The organism is Pseudarthrobacter sp. PvP004, from assembly GCF_017876035.1.
GTDB classification, from domain to species: Bacteria; Actinomycetota; Actinomycetes; order Actinomycetales; family Micrococcaceae; genus Arthrobacter; species Arthrobacter aurescens_A.
The window spans coordinates 1,892,915-1,908,370 of record NZ_JAGINL010000001.1 but is presented as its reverse complement, the minus strand read 5'-3'; the positions used below and the strand labels follow the sequence as shown (position 1 = coordinate 1,908,370).

Sequence of the window (15,456 nt, the reverse complement as noted above, 5' to 3'; positions counted from 1 at the left end):
CGCGTTTTCGATCCAGACGAACTGGGGAACCACTTTCATGAGCTCACATAGCAACTCCACCTCTCTCGCGACGGTAGATGTCTTGCCTGTCCCGACAGTGACTCGGACACAAGCCTTCATCGACGGCGCGTTCGTTGATGCGCAATCCGGGCGGACATTCCCTACCTACGCTCCTTCCACTGGACATCTTTTGGCGATGGTGGCTGACGGGGGAGTAGAGGACGTCGACCTCGCGGCGCTCGCTGCCCGGCGTGCGTTCGATGCGGGATCCTGGTCTCATGCCGATGTCCGTCGAGCGGCAATGACACGCTTGGCGGACCTCGTCGAGGAGAATGCCCAGGAGCTGGCGGCACTGGATGCCATTGACGCGGGCAAGCCGATTACGGACTGCGAGACGGGCGATATACCCGAGGTCGCGCACCTCTTCCGGTGGTACGCGGAGGCGATCGACAAAGTGTTCGGCAAGGTCTCGCCGACCAGCGAAGGCCATCTCGGCATCATCACGCGCGAGCCCGTCGGAGTCGTAGGCATAGTGGTCCCGTGGAACTACCCGGCGGTCATGCTAACGTTCAAGGCCGCACCGGCACTGGCAGCCGGCAACTGTGTCGTGGCCAAACCGGCGGAGCAGGCACCGCTCAGTGCACTGCGTCTCGCTGAGCTCGCCACCGAGGCAGGTTTTCCGCCCGGCGTCTTCAACGTCGTGCCGGGTGACGGTCCGACGGCCGGCCGGGCCGTCGGGATGCACCCGCTCATCGACGCGGTAGCCTTCACCGGCTCGACCCAAGTCGGTCGCGAGTTCCTCCGGTACGCGGCAGAAAGCAACATGAAGAACGTGGTGCTTGAGCTGGGTGGCAAGAGTCCCCAGATCGTGCTGGCGGACATGAAGGCCGACCTGCAGGTTATTGCGGAGGACCTGGCGGGCGCGGCATTCGGCAATGCAGGCCAGAACTGCACGGCCGGCTCCCGGGTCCTGGTTGCGAACGTTCTCCGGGAGGAGCTCACAGATCGGCTGGCTCAGGCCGCCTCCAAGATCAGACTGGGTGATCCGATGGACCGCAGCACGGAGATGGGCCCGCTGATCGAGCGCACGGCGCTCGAGCGTGTTTCACGATACGTGGATGAGGCCGTGGCGCTAGGAGCCCGTGTGCGAGTAGGGGGCTCGGCCGTTCTGGAGGACACGGGCGGCCACTTCTATCCGCCGACCGTCGTCGACCAGGTGACCCCGGACATGGCGATCGCCCGGGAGGAGATCTTCGGGCCTGTGGTGGCAGTCCTCGGCTTCGACACGGAGGAGGAAGCACTACAGCTAGCGAACGACAGTGAATACGGTCTCGCGGCGACGGTCTGGTCCCACGACGTCGACGTGTCGTTCCGTATGGCTCGGGGAATTCGCGCCGGAACCGTCGCGATCAACGGGTACAGCGAGGGAGACATTACGACGCCGTTCGGCGGGCATCGTACGTCCGGCTTCGGAGGACGTGACAGCGGCATCGAGGCGATGGAGCAGTACACAGAGCTCAAAACCACATGGTTCACACTGCGATGAGCAGCGGCACCGTGTCTTCGCGATTTCCGGACTTCCGGCTCGAGGCCCACTACGCGCGATGGGAGTTCACAGCCAAGTACAACTTGGCCGCATCCGACCTGGAGACACTACGGATCAGCGACCTTCTGGCGATGGCGAGTGACGAGGACCGGGAGGGCTTCGAACAGTTGAGCTTGGGCTACACGCCGACGTGGGGCGGTGACGAGCTACGTGCGGAAATTGCCGCCACCTACGACTCATTGAGCGCGGATGACGTGCTCGTCTTCGCCGGGGCAGAGGAGGCGATCTTCTGGGCGATGCAGGTGCTGGCGGGTCCAGGGGACCACGTCATCATGACCGTCCCGAACTATCAGTCGATGGAGACGATTCCTCTTGCGTCCGGGGCGCAGGTTAGCGGCGTGCTGCTGGACTCGTCCGACGGATGGAGTCTCGACCTTGACATGGTGCGTGCTGCGTGGCGCCCCAACACGACACTCGTCGCCGTCAACTTTCCCAACAACCCGACAGGTGCGCTCCCGGACCCAGAGACGTGGCGTGCGTTGGTGGACCTGTGTGCCGAGCGCGGCGCTCGGCTCTTCAGCGACGAGGTGTATCGCGGCCTGGAGCTTGATCGCGATCGCACGCTGGCGCAGGCCGCTGACCTCGACCCAACGGCAATCTCCCTCAACGTGATGTCGAAATCCTATGGTCTTGCCGGGCTGCGAGTCGGCTGGATCGCCTCACGTGACCACCGGGTTCTGGAACAGCTGGAGCGGCACAAGCATTACACGTCGATGTGCAACTCCGGTCCGAGCGAAGCGCTGGCCACCATCGCACTGAAGAACGGGGAAGCGATCCGGGCGCGAAACCGTGACCTGATCCGAAACAACCTGCCGGTCTTCGAAGACTTCTTCCGGGCGCACCAGGACATGTTCGAGTGGAGCCCGCCAGCCGGTGGCTGCGTCACGTTTCCCCGGTATCTAGGTCCAGACGGAGTAGAGGCGATGACGACGGGGCTCGTAGAGGAGGCAGGAGTGATCCTTCTCCCGGCGAGTCTGTTCCGTTCGGATCTTGCCTACGTCGCGGATGACAGGTTCCGGATGGGACTGGGTCGCAACGATGCGGAGGATGCTCTCCAAGCATTTGACGCCTTCCTTCGACGGTAGCCGGTCCATGCTCGCGACCTGGCCTACCCGGCAGATCCTCGAGAGCTGGAGTGCGCTCGACCACTGATAGGACTTGCCTGACGAAAGATGTCAGATTCGCGCGTCTAAGCGGCGTCGACGAGCTGTCGGTGCATCGGCTGGGCGCCTGCCGAGTCGTCCCTGATCCCCTGGGCCTGGGTGGGGCTCGGTCATGATTGCAACCGCTAGCTCACTATGGCGATCCTGCACGACAAGGGAACGATCGTTGACGCCGTCACGGCCGAGGCCATCACGCTCTCTAGGATGCCCCGCGGTTACGCAGAGTTCGACGCCGGCGCCGCTACCAAGCACGTACTCAAACTTCACGGCTACGTCTTAACCCGAGACGCCCGAAACCAACCCAACCTGTAGGAGACAACATGTCAGCACTCACCCTCGCGGATGCTCGCACCATCATCGCGGCAGCCGAGAAGAAGGCCGATGAGATTGGCCAGCCGATGAACATCGCCGTCGTCGACGCCGGCGGCAACCTTATCGCCCACGTGCGCCAGGACGGCGCCTGGATCGGCAGCATCGACATCTCGATCAGCAAGGCGTGGACAGCCAAGGCGTTCGACATCGAGACCAAGGACCTGGGTGACAATTCGCAGCCGACGCAGCAGTTCTTCGGCATCCACACCACCAACGGGGGTCGAGTCGCCATCTTCGCTGGCGGCGTGCCCCTGACCAAGGACGGTGTCGTCGTGGGCGGACTTGGCGTTAGCGGTGGATCGGGCGAGCAGGACCAAAGCGTTGCACTGGCCGGCCAGGTCGTTCTGTAGAGCTCACCACGAGTTGAGCGCGACCATCCTCGAGGTGGTCGCGGTCAATCGTGGCCTATCCGACTTGTGCGGCAAATAGTCCGCGCGGAGTGCATCTTGATGCAGCCAAGCACAAAAGCGCGATCCACCAGGCAACCTTTGAAGCACTCCTAGCAAACTAGGACCTCGAAGACGCTGAACGGATGTGCGCCAAAATCGCTGAGTATGAGCTGGTCCGCACAGACATGGAACTGCCCAGCGAACATCCTGCCGGCTACGGATATGTCATTTCCAACATAGGCGCTTTCGGTGAGAGCGTGCACAAGATCGGCTGACCCGCGGGCACGGAATGGCTCGGCGCTCCGCCCCTGCGCGTTCTATGCGGTCTGTGACTGCTGATGTTCCGTCCTGCTGTGCCGTGTTCACCCATCACCGGTGGCAGGGCAGGAAGTCGTTTCCTTGGCCCAATCAGGTCACCAGCGTCAGCCGGCGCAGCCCGAGCGCGTCTGGGCGGGGACTTCCTCGCATCGAACTCTAAGGAAGGCATTGTAGGCAGCTGTGAATGTGGCTTGGTCGGAGACTTCTGAAGCGGCGAATTTGAGTGCCGAGTCGCCAAGCGCGGGTGGCAGGGTCCTGGCAATACGCTGGTGCGCGTTCCATGCATCGTCGCTACCGTACACGTAGATCTCCTTGGAGTTTGCGGCGCATTCCGGCCGGGGGGATTCACAATGCCTGGAGGCGCCATCGAGCGGGCAATCTCCAAAGACTGCAACGACCGATGGCAGGCTCTGAACATGAGTGCGCAGGGTAGGGATCGGGTCCACGTCATCTGTGATCCGTCGAGTAAAAAGGAAGTGTGGACAATGTCCACACTCTTCTCTCCAGACTGGCTCGTACAACCGCCGGACTGGCCCGGATTCCGCTTGTTTCCGCCACTTGCCAGTGTTTGCAAGGCTTGGAATCCCGTTCGAGTCCCACCTCGGGCACAGGAAGACCCCCTCGTCAGAGGGGGTTTTTGCTTTAACGTGTGTACATTCTGGGTGGTCAAGTCCCTCTGACACTGGCCGCGGGGTGTGCCTGGCGCCGCGGGTCGCCTGTTTGGTTGTGGGGGAGCGGGCTCAGGGTCGTGGCTGACTGGCCCTCCGCTTGCTCTGAGCTGGGTTATGGGTTCCTGTCTTTCGTCCGGTAGGTCGTGGTTGCCCTACACCTGTTCATGGGGAGGGGGACCGAGCGCAACATGACTTCTAGGTTCGTCGTCAAAGGTCCAGGGTTCGACTCGTTCCTGGCGTTGGGGAGACTTGCCGGGCGGACGCTTTGTCAGGCCAAAAGGGGTGTGGACATTGTCCACACTTAAATCATCTTTATCGCGGCTGCTTGCGGCCATTGGCTCGTCCCTGCTTGGGCCTTCATCTACTCATGCGTGTGAGTGGCAGTAGCGACATGACACGGATCCGGAAGCGTTCTACATGTGCAGGTTCATTCCGAAGTGAGAGTTCGGCGGCCACGGTCGGCCGAGTGCTATCAATGGGTCTTGGCCGTGTCATCGAAGCGCACTGCGAAATCAAGCGGGACGCGGGCCCAACGCAGATGACAGCTCCCAGTGGTGCCTCCGGAACATTGCAGTTCACGCGAACGTCGGCTGAGCATGTCGAAGCTGGCCAGTCTGCCGATAAGCACCCATATGTCGTGTATTCCTCTGCGTATCTCATCAAACGAATCATGCTGAGGTTGCACAAAAGTCCACAGGCAGCGACCCGGAGCCCGACCGTTTCGGGATAGGACGTAGGTCCCTCGTACGTGAGGAGGTTTGCCGAGATCCTTGGGCCTACAAGTGTTCCGAAGGCCTCCGTGCTTACCGAAGCGACTTGCAACCCTCAGAACGAAAAGCCCCGAATCAGTCTGTTGTTTGTAGGGTTGTGTTGTGAAGCGCAAAGGTATACTCCCAGGGTGTTTGTCCTTTTTGGCCCTTCTTCTGGGACTTGCTACTAATTTGGCCAGTTCAGCAATTCCCGACGAGTTTTACCTTCTGAAGGACCCGGCAGCAGTGTGGACCATCTTCGCGGTGGTGAGCGCAGGTTTCTTCCTCGTTCAGTTGCTCGAGTGGCGGCAGTCCAGGGGGAAGCCGCGGATCGTGTCGAGTGCCATACCTCGAGAGCCAGAAAACTTGCTTCTGCGGGAGGAAGAAGCACACATCCTGGAGCTGCTTGCCTCGCCCAGCACGTTCGTAAGTCTCGTCGGTGCACCAGGAATCGGCAAGACCGTACTGGCGGCGAGGGCTGCTGTTGCGGTACAGCGAAACCCTAATTGGCAGGTCATATGGTGGATCGACGGGTCGTCCCATGCTCACGTCGAACGAGGTATCTTGAGTATCGGACGAGCTATTTCGGGAGAGCAAGCCAGCCGAATGACTATCGAAATGGTCAACGGCTGGTTGGCGTCCAGTGAACAAGAAGTCTTGCTGGTAGTAGACGGCGTGACAAACTACGCAGACCTCAAGACCATTCTCCCCTCAGGAAAGACAATACGGATTCTAGCCACGGGTGAGGCCTCAGCTGGTCTCCCAGGAAACCGGAGCTTACCTGTTGGTCCGCTGCCAATGTCGGCTGCCGTCCGACTCTTGCAGGAGAACAAAGGGACAGCCGAGGAAGCAGCGGAACTGGCCGCTAAGCTCGGCCGTCACGTCCTTCCGGTTACTCAGGCTGCTGCGTACATGCGGACCCGGGATATGACGATCGAGAAGTACAAAATGCAATTGGCTGACGTGCATGCTCCCCTGCACCGTAGCTTTCCAGCCAGTACAGAAACGCTAGACGTTGTCTCGTCGATCAAGCTAGGGATCGCTGGACTAGGGCAGCCAGGGCGTAATCAAGGGACCCGGCCCATTGAACAGCAATTGATCGACACATTGATGACGTTGGGGGACTGTGCGGCGTCGCAAAGCCTATTGGCGAAGGTTTGTCTCCTGCCGCTGTCAGATGTGCAGTCCGATATCGAGTACATGGAACGGGCGGGGCTCATGAGGGCAGCTGATGCCGAGTCAAGCGGAGCGAGCACTGTGGCGTGGCGCACTCTACTGCTCCTGAGGGGTGCTTTCCTCGTTCAATCGTTGACGGGAATCTTCGCAGCCATCAACCGGATCACCTTTGACGCTGATTCGAGGCACCTTCTGCCAGAATGTGTCCGGCTTCTTAGGGACCTTTCCATCGCTCCACATCTACAGAAACTCGGTGCGTGGGATGGTGTAAGCGCAGCATCCCTGCTGAAAATCGTGGACAGGCTCTACGACGCTGGCGAATACAAGTCGATGATTGCTCTCGGGACGTCGGTGCTACAGCAGACAGTAGACAGTACCTCAGTCGGGTTTGGCAGAGGTGAGGCTATGAAGCGATTGGCTCATGCCTATCTGGCTGCTGGCAATGGGGCTGGCGCGGTATCGCTGTATAGAAAGTCACTCAAGCTACTGCTCTCATCCCATGCTTTAGATTCTACCGAAGTACTGAAAACGAGAATCGAGCTGGGACACGCACTGCGGTCATCAGGTGAATCGGGTACCGCGATTAAAGAGTTTGAGGGAGTGCTGGCAAGTCTAGAGTCCGCCCCGAGCGAAGCTCTCCAGACAGATGCCAAGGCGGGTTTGGGCTTCGCCCATCTCTATGCGCAGAACTACGCAATAGCCATTAAATTGATGGAAGAGGCTTGGATAGACCGTCAACAAAGGCTAGGGCCAAACGATTGGTCCACGGTCGCGGTCCAAACGAACCTCGGAAGGGCATATCTGGAATCCGGAAAGGTCAAGAAGGCCATGAGGCTGCTCAAGGATGCTTATAGACGTCGGAAGAAGGAGTTGGGTGATGAGAATCCGCACACCCTCGTTACGGCCTTCCACTTCGGACGTGCTTTGCGTGAATCTGGATCTGAAGTAAAAGGTCGACGGAAAATTGCCGAAGTGGCGGCGCTACGGACTAAACTTCTTGGCCCTGGACACGCAGACACAATCCGGGCCTACTCTGAGCTGGCAGTTGTATGTCGTCAAGAAAGGTGAGCGCCTTACCTTGGAAGGCACTGCTACTTAAGGTCAAGTGGCATTCGTGAGTCCATAAGCGACGGTGTTACTAATTGCCAATCAGCGTCCTCAGGGGTCTTCAGAGTTGTCTTTGGAAACGGGCCCATGGATTGGGATTGTCGGCGGCCTGCTCGTCCAATTAAAGGATCCTTTGATAAGAACCTTCGAGCCGGTCGCGGCAGACGATTCCAAGTCGCGGATTTCTGAGACCTCGTCTGTCCAAACAAAGTGTCTCACTGAGGTATGCGCAGAATCATCAACATTGGTCCTTTGATAAGACGGAGAAGTGATGGCACGCCCTGGGTATGCCCGAGTCAGTCTGGCTGACCAGAGCACCGATCTGCAGATCCGCGAACTGGAAGCAGCTGGGTGCGAACGAATCTAAAAAGATCAGGGGATCAGCGGGACCAAGGTTAATCGTCTAGACCTGGACCCAATGCTGGATCGACTCTGGCGATCATCCACGGGGGAGGGGACCGGTTCAAGGAAGTGGGACAATCAAACAAGCACTAGCGTGGAGAACTGAGTAGGAAAATACGCTCTTGAAGCGCTTCGAACTCGTCCTGGAGTGGTTCGACAATGCCGACGATGCGGATATACGCCGTTGCTGCGGTCAGTGCTAGATATGGCAGCAGCGCATCCTGCCGATCTCTTTGGCGAGGCTCGGTGAGGAGACTGGTGCCGCGCCCATCGGGATGGAACTGTACATACGCAGAGGAGCTATCGATACTAGGGTGGGTTTCCTGAGTTTCTGTGACCCAAATCTTAAATAGGTCATGATGCTTCTGGGGGACTATGGCAGGGAGATCGGTCAGATTGCTGAAGGACTTTTTGGACTCGGGATCCGCCTCATCCTGAAGCTGCCGGATATTTTCGACGAAATCGTCAGGGAGTGGCGTGCCGAGTCTTCCGAGGCGCAGAACTTTGTTCATGTTGTGCTTTCGGTCATTCAGGGCGCCTTCGACGAAGTCGCGGTTTGAGACTTCGGCAGCCCAGATCAGTCTCAGAACATGTTCTACTGCTGAGCGGCGAAGTGGCGGGCATTCTGCACCATAGCCTTGTTTCTCAAGGATGCGGATGGCCTCGATGGAGCGGAGTGTTCTCATCAACCATCCCCAAGCAATATCGACCGTTCGTACGGAGGCTAGTTCGTCACGATTCAGGTCGGTTACAGGTCGCGGCCCGGGAGCGGGTGAACGGTCTATAGCGTTCTGGATGTCGAGGAGGATCCTGTCTTCGTTGTCCCCCGTATTCCGTTCCTTATTCATGGCATGAGAATACGACAGCTCGGCCAGAAGCTCAGCGGGCCGGACGATCGCAGCCGTAAGCGACTGGGCTGCGTAGCCACCCCTATAACTAAAGTAGTGCCGTCCCCGGGCGCGGTTCTAAGGAAGTGGAACCCCTACGACTACTCCGGCACGCCGACGCTCGTATCAATATTGGGTTCTTGTAAGGGCCGTCCATCCTGAGCAGGTCACGGTGCAGTCATCGTTGCTGCACAACACGATCACTGGTTAGTCACGGAAGAACGTTGGCATCGTGTCTTCGAACTGCCTCGAGGCGGTTGATTTCCGCAGTGGGCCAACCAAAATAGGAGGCCGTGTAGCTGAGTGCATTGTAGAAGGGCGCCAGAGCGGCCCGAGCCTCGTTCTCGAGGGCCCCGATCTCTACATATACGTACGCGACCGGCGTCCGCTTTCCTCATCGTCGTGCCATCGACGCCGCTGTCTCACCGGATTGGTTTGCGACGCCTGGAGCAGAATCCCAGCGATGATAGACCTATTGGCCCTACTTTGTAGGGAGAGCGCAGCAGTGTGCATTTGGCACATCCGTCCAAGACGGCTTAACGATGAGGAACAAAGCAGTACATGAGGAATGACAATAATGCAGGCAGCAGCCAGCCTGCGGTTGACGTGCAGGATGACGATGAAGAACTTCCAACCTGGCACTCAGCATGGGCCAGAAGTGTGGCGACTCCTGAGGAACTTTGGGCCGAGATTGGCTTCTTGAGTTTTTCCCTAGGCGTTGAGACAAAATTTGTATGGCGTGGCCTGCCCAACGCGCAATATGAGGTTAAGTCCTCGCTTGCCCGGAAACTCGCGGCAAGCGGGGTAGACCCGACCGAAGAAAACCTCCGTTACAACGAGGTAAGAGCCATACAAGCGGCCAGGGAATGGGGCCTAGGGCACACGCAATATGGCTATGCTTCTGACCTTCACATGCTGGCCCTGATGCAGCACCACGGAATCCCGACCAGACTTATCGATGTCACCCACAACCCGCTAACAGCATTATGGTTCGCCTGTTCAGATGAGAGCCTGATGGATGAACCAGCCGTTCTCGTCGGCATGGCGGTCAGTGATGTCCCTGTCATCCAAACAGTCCCGTTCCTGCACAAGCAGACATGGGGAGGGATGGAAGATCCCCTTGGATTTGACTACTCCCACGCGCTCAAAAAGTCAGCAGAGAACGAAATGCCGTTCTTGGTACAGCCGGTTGTTCGTGACGCTCGAATGACAGCCCAAGAAGGGCTATTCATCACTGCATCCGTGCCCGAGCAGTCGGCAGCGACGCCCATGTGGGGCTTCCCGTACAAGGGAAATTGGCTCCTGCTGAGTGTGCTGAGGGAGATGAAGGAGATGGATGTGGACATTCAGGGAAGCCGCTGGCCTACCTTCGGGATGCTGGGACTCATCATCCCACCCGAGGTAAAGAAAATGATTCTTCCCATCCTGGAAAATAGCTTCAACCGTTCCCACCGAACCATGTACCCTGACCTCTCCGGTTTCGCTGGGCAGAAGTTCAAATACGAAAAAGCAGCTGACTGAGCTTCAGCACCAAGCCTCCCAAGAACCTGGAACTACAGTCCCTGCGGGGCTGGCGCCATTGTGGTAGCGCCAGCCCGTTTTGCGTGTCTGTCGTTGTTGCGTCTGGTCCACGTCGGCGGCCCAATTTTCGGTGTCTTCCACCGTTTGGCGAGATCGCTGCGCCGGATGGGAACGGGGGACTGCTTCTGGTGGAGACATATGCGCCGCTATCGGTGCTTTCTCAAATCCCGCGTGATTCCTCGTATCGGCTTGTACTTTGTCCAATCTTGGGTTCAACCCCTGGTGACGTTGCGAGATAACGCCAGTCACAAAACAGATTGAGGCATCGATTGCGACGATCGTGCGACTACTTGGAGACACCGTTGAGCGGAAGGGGTGTTGGGGAGATCTGTATCGCCATCTCAGATTCAGCGAGACGCATGATTGGCTGGATTTGTCAGAGCTGGACTGGCCGTCGGTCCGAAAATGACATTGAGGCAGCGAAGGTATGGGACGCAGAACCAATTCCCGTCCGCCTTTGATCTTGGCACAGCTGGTGCTCTGCCAACCCAACCGGGGCAGCAACCACAGCTCTCAACTGGGAGGCATTTAGTCCAGACGACTTTGAACGACTACATATTAACCCTCTTCGAGACCTAGACGACTACCAGAATGTTCAGAGGCTTGTGAAGACCAACACGCCTGATCGTGGGCGAGACATCTCCTTGGAACGCGTCATTCGAGATGCCGCAGGACTGACGAGGACCGAAAGAGTCATTGTGCAAGCAAAGCACTTCACGTCTAAGTCAGTTGGTCCAAGTCGTGTTAGTGACTAAAGAATGCGGGTGAACTGAGCCGTCAATCGACCTGAAAATGGCCTAGAAGGGCGGTTCCAAGTCTACTTCGGTCGACTCGGCGTCGTTGGGCTCGATTGCTTCGTCGGGGTTAGACTCCGCGTTCAGCGGCTTCAGCCAGTCTGATGCGACTGCCATAGTCCGGCTGTTCGGGGCCGTAGCTGCCGGAAGCTCCGCAATCTTCACAACGACGGGTACTTGGGTCGATACGCCAGCTAACACGCATGCACCCCGGGGCAGGATCGGCAAGGATTCGAATGAAACACGGTCAAGATAAGCAACAGCTTTCTCAACCGCCTGGATGTCCAAGTTGTTCACCAAGCGATGGAGGAGGTAGTTGTGGAGTTGTGAGATGATCGTCGGCGAAATGTCGTGGGGACGCTGACTCGCTAAGGTGAGGAAAACCCCGAACTTCCTCCCCTCCTTAACGATCTCCTCAAAGGTCTCCAGTCGGTAGTCGCGCCATGCTTCGCTCTCCCGCGAGGATTCGAGCGACAAGATGTTGTGAGCTTCATCGATGATGAGGTTCAGGTACCGCTGGTTTGCAGCATCGAGGTCCTTTTTCTGGTCATAGAGATGCTTGCACAGCAACATTGGAATGACCTTGCGCATAGCCAGATTCACGTCTCTGAGTGAGACCACGATTAATGGCTTGTCGAAGCCGTCATCGTTGCATGCGACCACTAGCTTCTTGATATCGGTGACCCGCGTTTCCAACCGCTTAATGAGTGGAGAGAGATGCTCGCGATTCGAAAAACCACTGATGATGTCGTTGTAATACTGAAGGACGATCTTGAACCTAACGAGATCGATACCGGGTTGGATTGCAGAGAAGTCGATGGACAGGCCGGTGACCTTGTCTTTCGTCAGGGACTCCCAGCGTGCATGATCGGGATCTATGAAACTACTCCAGTTACCCCAGAAAAATTTGCGCTGCGTCGCGTTGTAATGGAGATTCTGCTGGAAATCTTCGATGAGGGCCGCAAGGTCGGTCGATGGACGTGACCCGAGACACGTTTGAACTTCGGCGAGAAGGTTGAGGACAGTCTGACGATCAAGCGACGCGTCATTGCTCTTAGTGGCGCGTAGAACCATGCTTCCCAGGACCCCGAGTAAGTCAGCGGGATCGGCAAGGCGTTGTTCCCAGTATGTGCTGGAGAGCACACGGGCAAGGAAAGGAGCTTGAGTCTTCTCAGTAGCATCCAGTAGAACTGTCCAGAAACTGAGGTCGCTGACTGCCGCAATCGGAAGAGGAAGCCGCGCTGAATCCTTCCGGGTACTGAGAGCGTATTCTCGTTTGTTCTCTGGGCTTGTGATAATCGCGGTGGATCTGACATCTGGGCCGGTCCTGTCGCGGTCAATGTACTCACCGTTAAAGTCGATTAGGACGAACTGAGCGCGTCGTCGAAAGGTTTCGATCGAGCCGTACCGTTCAAAAACTTCGTGGTAAAGCTTTGCTAACGTGTGGGACTTCCCGCTGCCCGTGTTTCCAAATATCCCCACATGACTGGCGAAGATTGCGTTCACACCTATCGACACGGGCTGCGTCGGCTCCATCGCGAGCGCACCAATTTGTATTGGTACGTCGTCATCTTCGACGAAAGTGTGGACGAGTTCGAATTCTTCCTGGGTGAGGATAAAGCATTCGTTGTCGAGCAAAGGTAGCTCGCGCACGCCGCGTTCAAAGCGTCCGCCTTCGAGGTACCCAATAAGGCTTACTTCGAGCTGCCGGGCAAGGGGATCGACACCTCGCTTGTAGATCGCCGACGCCGAGCGGTCCTCCTGGACGAATTCGCCATCTACCTTTGCGATGAGTTCGCCGAAGCCCTTGGAGATCTTGACAAAACTTCCAACAGCAACGTTCCGAACGACACCACCTTGGTATAGGAGGTGTGACGCGTTCTTAAGCTTGTCTACGGAGACTCGTACTCGGCGCCCTTCAACTGAAATCACACGCCCGACGCGGAAAACGGCACTGTGCTCGAAGTCAGTCTCGTCGATCACAAGGCATCAGCGGGCGGCGGGGTGCGAATGTCTAGCTCAATTCGCTGGTCAGGCTGTGGAATCTTATCTGCAACGAGTGGCGCAAAATAGTCCTGCTCGATGACGTCAAGGGTTGCGAACCGCTCAGTATCTTCTCCACTAGGATCCATGGGCGCGACGAGCAGGATATTTCCGTTCTTGATCTCCGTTTCAGGCATGAGACGTGTGTAGCTGTCGCGATCACTGCGAGAGTAGCAGAAGACGATTACCTGAAGCGTTGGATTAGTGCGCGCCGCTCGGAGTACGAGATCCCGCAGGTGCTCGTCCCTGAATGAGAATCCGTGAACGAACAGCACGCTGTTCTCTTTTTCCAACTCATTCGCAAACCTCCGAATTAATTCGTAATAGGTTTCATTCATTACGGTCGTGGCAAATTTACGTTTGTCTGGATTAACGATTCCGAGGCTGCTGTAAGCCCGGGCAAATTCCCTGATAACGGAGACATCAGCGTTGTTTTGAACTGCTAGCTCAGCTTCGCTAAACAGGTCTTCAACAGGACGAATAGTCGGGTGCCGACTCTGTGATTGCGAACGGACGAGTACGTCGATGAGGCAGTCCCGTGCGGCGTTCAACTTCTCCTCGGCCTCCTCCACCACGGTAAGGCCGTGGTCGAAAAAGATGTCAGTCTTGTCGTCGTCGCGAGTCTCTTGACGCCAGGAAGCGGATCCATGCAGTTTGACTAGGTTGAAGACGGGAACCTCGGAGCGATGTTCGTAGCGACTCCCCGTGCGAAAACGGAGAGTGTTAAAGTCCCCGAGATCGAAGCGCGGCCGGATTTTCCCGCTAAACCCATCGCTGTAGTCCAGGCCCAACTGCTCGATAGCGACCTCAAAGATCATATCGACGTTGGTCGTGAAGAGGTTGACCTGTTTGGCGAGAAGTGAACTATGCCGTTTTAGTAGGATGCGATTGAGGGTGCGCAAGAACGTCGCGTAGGAGCGAAGTACCTCCTCGGCTGCCTCATCACGGGCAAGAATACGCTGATTTGGCACTAGGACGTTTTCGAAAAAATAGGCCTGAATGGACGTGCGGACCAATAACTTTGCAGTGGGATTGCCCCTCAGCCTGGCGACATCGGTGAGCGCTTGCTCGATGTTCCCGAGGGACGAGAAGAAGCTACTGGAAGTACCGGCCCCTACGAGAAAGTTCAGATGGGCGTCCTGCACGATTGTGCGCAAACGGTCTAGGGAGATGCTCGACCACTCACTCATTGGTGCCGCTTGTTGCCGCACTCCGTTAATTCGAACGTCCGCCATGCGTTATGGTCTCCCCAAGACAAATCAGTGTTCAGCCTCAACATGGCTGGTCCGGCAAATTTATCATTCGATCGTTGTTCAAGAGATGATCTGGTCCTCAAACCTGTAAAGGTGGGCCTGCTCGCGCATCTCGGCTGACACCACCGTCGCCGGGCCAGCTCAGGATTCCCCGCGTTCGGCAATGTCAATCCAGCGAATGAGCGTTGTGACCGAAAGCCCGAAATCCTTCGCGATCTGCGTCAACGGCGCCTCGTCACTGCGGACAACATCAATAGCATCGTGGCGGAAATTCGCCCCTTGGGCCGTGGGGTTGGTCGCCATCCTTCCACAAGCATGAGCTCGCTACATCAAGGATTCAATGAAACCGGGGGTAGCCCCTTATTCATCCGGCTTAGGGTAGTGAGGAATTTCGACTAGGTCCCCATTGTGCCAACGCTTCCAACGGGTGCCCGCTGTGTCAGTAAAAGTCGCGTATACGCCATTGACCTTATCGGTCGGCTGGACGGAACCCTCTAAGCTATCAGGTGCAATTGCGTGGAAGTGACGCTGGTAGGACTCGTTTCGATCTTTGTCGATTACAACGAGGGTCACGTTGAAAATGGGGAGCTTGCCGTCGTTGCGGACAGTTAGGTGCCTTCGTTCTTCAGGGTTCTCGCCGAAGTTCCTTACAGCCGGCACATAGTTACCGATTTTCACCGTTACGGCTTCTGCCTGCTCGCGGCGTTTACCCTCCAGCTCTGCGTGTCTGTCGCGTATTTGCCGTTGGTACGTCAAAGCGGCAATCAGGAGCGCCCCGCCCGTAAGGGCAGCGCCAAGTGCAGCCGCCACGGCGCCCCAAACGTCGATATTGCGCTGAGCCACTCCGCTGGGTTCGGCGGTTCCGCTGCCGTTGGGCCTTGGAACAAGTTTGATACCGAGGTGACGACCGCGAAGGTGCCTAGGGTAATCGCCGAGGCGGACATC

At 57.5% G+C, this 15,456-nt stretch carries 10 protein-coding genes and 3 pseudogenes; 8 read left to right on the top strand and 5 right to left on the bottom strand.

Annotated features, from left to right (window positions below):
• The first annotated feature begins 37 nt into the window (after window positions 1–37).
• From J3A64_RS08645 to J3A64_RS23940, 6 genes and pseudogenes are all read left to right on the top strand, one after another.
• On the top strand, window positions 38–1,546 hold the full coding sequence (locus tag J3A64_RS08645) for an aldehyde dehydrogenase family protein (RefSeq protein ID WP_210064084.1): 1,509 nt from the start codon (window positions 38–40) through the stop codon (window positions 1,544–1,546).
• A gap of 11 nt (window positions 1,547–1,557) precedes the next feature.
• Window positions 1,558–2,691, top strand: coding sequence for an aminotransferase class I/II-fold pyridoxal phosphate-dependent enzyme (locus tag J3A64_RS08640; RefSeq protein ID WP_210064083.1), 1,134 nt, complete (start codon window positions 1,558–1,560; stop codon window positions 2,689–2,691).
• 207 nt (window positions 2,692–2,898) lie between these two features.
• A pseudogene (locus J3A64_RS08635) lies at window positions 2,899–3,081 on the top strand (hypothetical protein); the annotation flags it as partial.
• Window positions 3,082–3,089: 8 nt separating this feature from the next.
• Entirely contained in the window at window positions 3,090–3,491 is a 402-nt protein-coding gene (locus J3A64_RS08630) for a heme-binding protein (RefSeq protein WP_210064081.1), read from the top strand.
• A 182-nt stretch (window positions 3,492–3,673) separates the two neighbouring features.
• On the top strand, window positions 3,674–3,805 hold the full coding sequence (locus J3A64_RS23660; RefSeq protein ID WP_286176234.1) for a hypothetical protein: 132 nt from the start codon (window positions 3,674–3,676) through the stop codon (window positions 3,803–3,805).
• 1,586 nt (window positions 3,806–5,391) lie between these two features.
• Window positions 5,392–7,512 carry a tetratricopeptide repeat protein gene (locus J3A64_RS23940; protein ID WP_210064080.1) on the top strand — a complete coding sequence of 707 codons (2,121 nt, stop codon included), beginning with the start codon at window positions 5,392–5,394 and terminating at the stop codon, window positions 7,510–7,512.
• A 530-nt stretch (window positions 7,513–8,042) separates the two neighbouring features.
• Here J3A64_RS23940 and J3A64_RS08620 read toward each other — a convergent pair.
• Entirely contained in the window at window positions 8,043–8,801 is a 759-nt protein-coding gene (locus J3A64_RS08620; protein WP_210064079.1) for a DUF5677 domain-containing protein, read from the bottom strand.
• A 600-nt stretch (window positions 8,802–9,401) separates the two neighbouring features.
• On the opposite strand from J3A64_RS08620, the gene J3A64_RS08615 reads away from it, so the two are divergent.
• Both J3A64_RS08615 and J3A64_RS24080 read left to right on the top strand, forming a co-directional pair.
• Window positions 9,402–10,361 (top strand): FRG domain-containing protein, encoded by a 960-nt coding sequence (locus tag J3A64_RS08615; RefSeq protein WP_210064078.1) that lies wholly within the window; start codon window positions 9,402–9,404, stop codon window positions 10,359–10,361.
• A gap of 596 nt (window positions 10,362–10,957) precedes the next feature.
• Window positions 10,958–11,176, top strand: a pseudogene (locus J3A64_RS24080) (restriction endonuclease); the annotation flags it as partial.
• Window positions 11,177–11,218: 42 nt separating this feature from the next.
• On the opposite strand, the gene J3A64_RS08605 reads toward J3A64_RS24080, so the two are convergent.
• The 4 genes and pseudogenes from J3A64_RS08605 to J3A64_RS08590 form a co-directional block, all read right to left on the bottom strand.
• Window positions 11,219–13,198, bottom strand: a complete 1,980-nt coding sequence (locus J3A64_RS08605; protein WP_210064077.1) for an ATP-binding protein — start codon at window positions 13,196–13,198, stop codon at window positions 11,219–11,221.
• Window positions 13,195–14,493 carry an SIR2 family protein gene (locus tag J3A64_RS08600; protein WP_210064076.1) on the bottom strand — a complete coding sequence of 433 codons (1,299 nt, stop codon included), beginning with the start codon at window positions 14,491–14,493 and terminating at the stop codon, window positions 13,195–13,197. The genes J3A64_RS08605 and J3A64_RS08600 overlap by 4 nt, the downstream gene beginning before the upstream one ends.
• Before the next feature lie 90 nt (window positions 14,494–14,583).
• A pseudogene (locus tag J3A64_RS08595) lies at window positions 14,584–14,814 on the bottom strand (IS3 family transposase); the annotation flags it as partial.
• A gap of 57 nt (window positions 14,815–14,871) precedes the next feature.
• A complete protein-coding gene (locus J3A64_RS08590) occupies window positions 14,872–15,354 on the bottom strand; it encodes a hypothetical protein (RefSeq protein WP_210064075.1) in 483 nt (160 codons plus the stop codon).
• Window positions 15,355–15,456 lie beyond the last annotated feature (102 nt).

Excerpts from the sequence above, each read along its gene's own strand:
- J3A64_RS08630 (WP_210064081.1), top strand. The coding sequence starts at position 3,090 with ATGTCAGCACTCACCCTCGCGGATGCTCGCACCATCATCGCGGCAGCC.
- J3A64_RS08645 (WP_210064084.1), top strand. The coding sequence starts at position 38 with ATGAGCTCACATAGCAACTCCACCTCTCTCGCGACGGTAGATGTCTTG.
- J3A64_RS08620 (WP_210064079.1), bottom strand. The coding sequence starts at position 8,801 with ATGAATAAGGAACGGAATACGGGGGACAACGAAGACAGGATCCTCCTC.
- J3A64_RS08615 (WP_210064078.1), top strand. The coding sequence starts at position 9,402 with ATGAGGAATGACAATAATGCAGGCAGCAGCCAGCCTGCGGTTGACGTG.
- J3A64_RS08600 (WP_210064076.1), bottom strand. The coding sequence starts at position 14,493 with ATGGCGGACGTTCGAATTAACGGAGTGCGGCAACAAGCGGCACCAATG.
- J3A64_RS23660 (WP_286176234.1), top strand. The coding sequence starts at position 3,674 with ATGTGCGCCAAAATCGCTGAGTATGAGCTGGTCCGCACAGACATGGAA.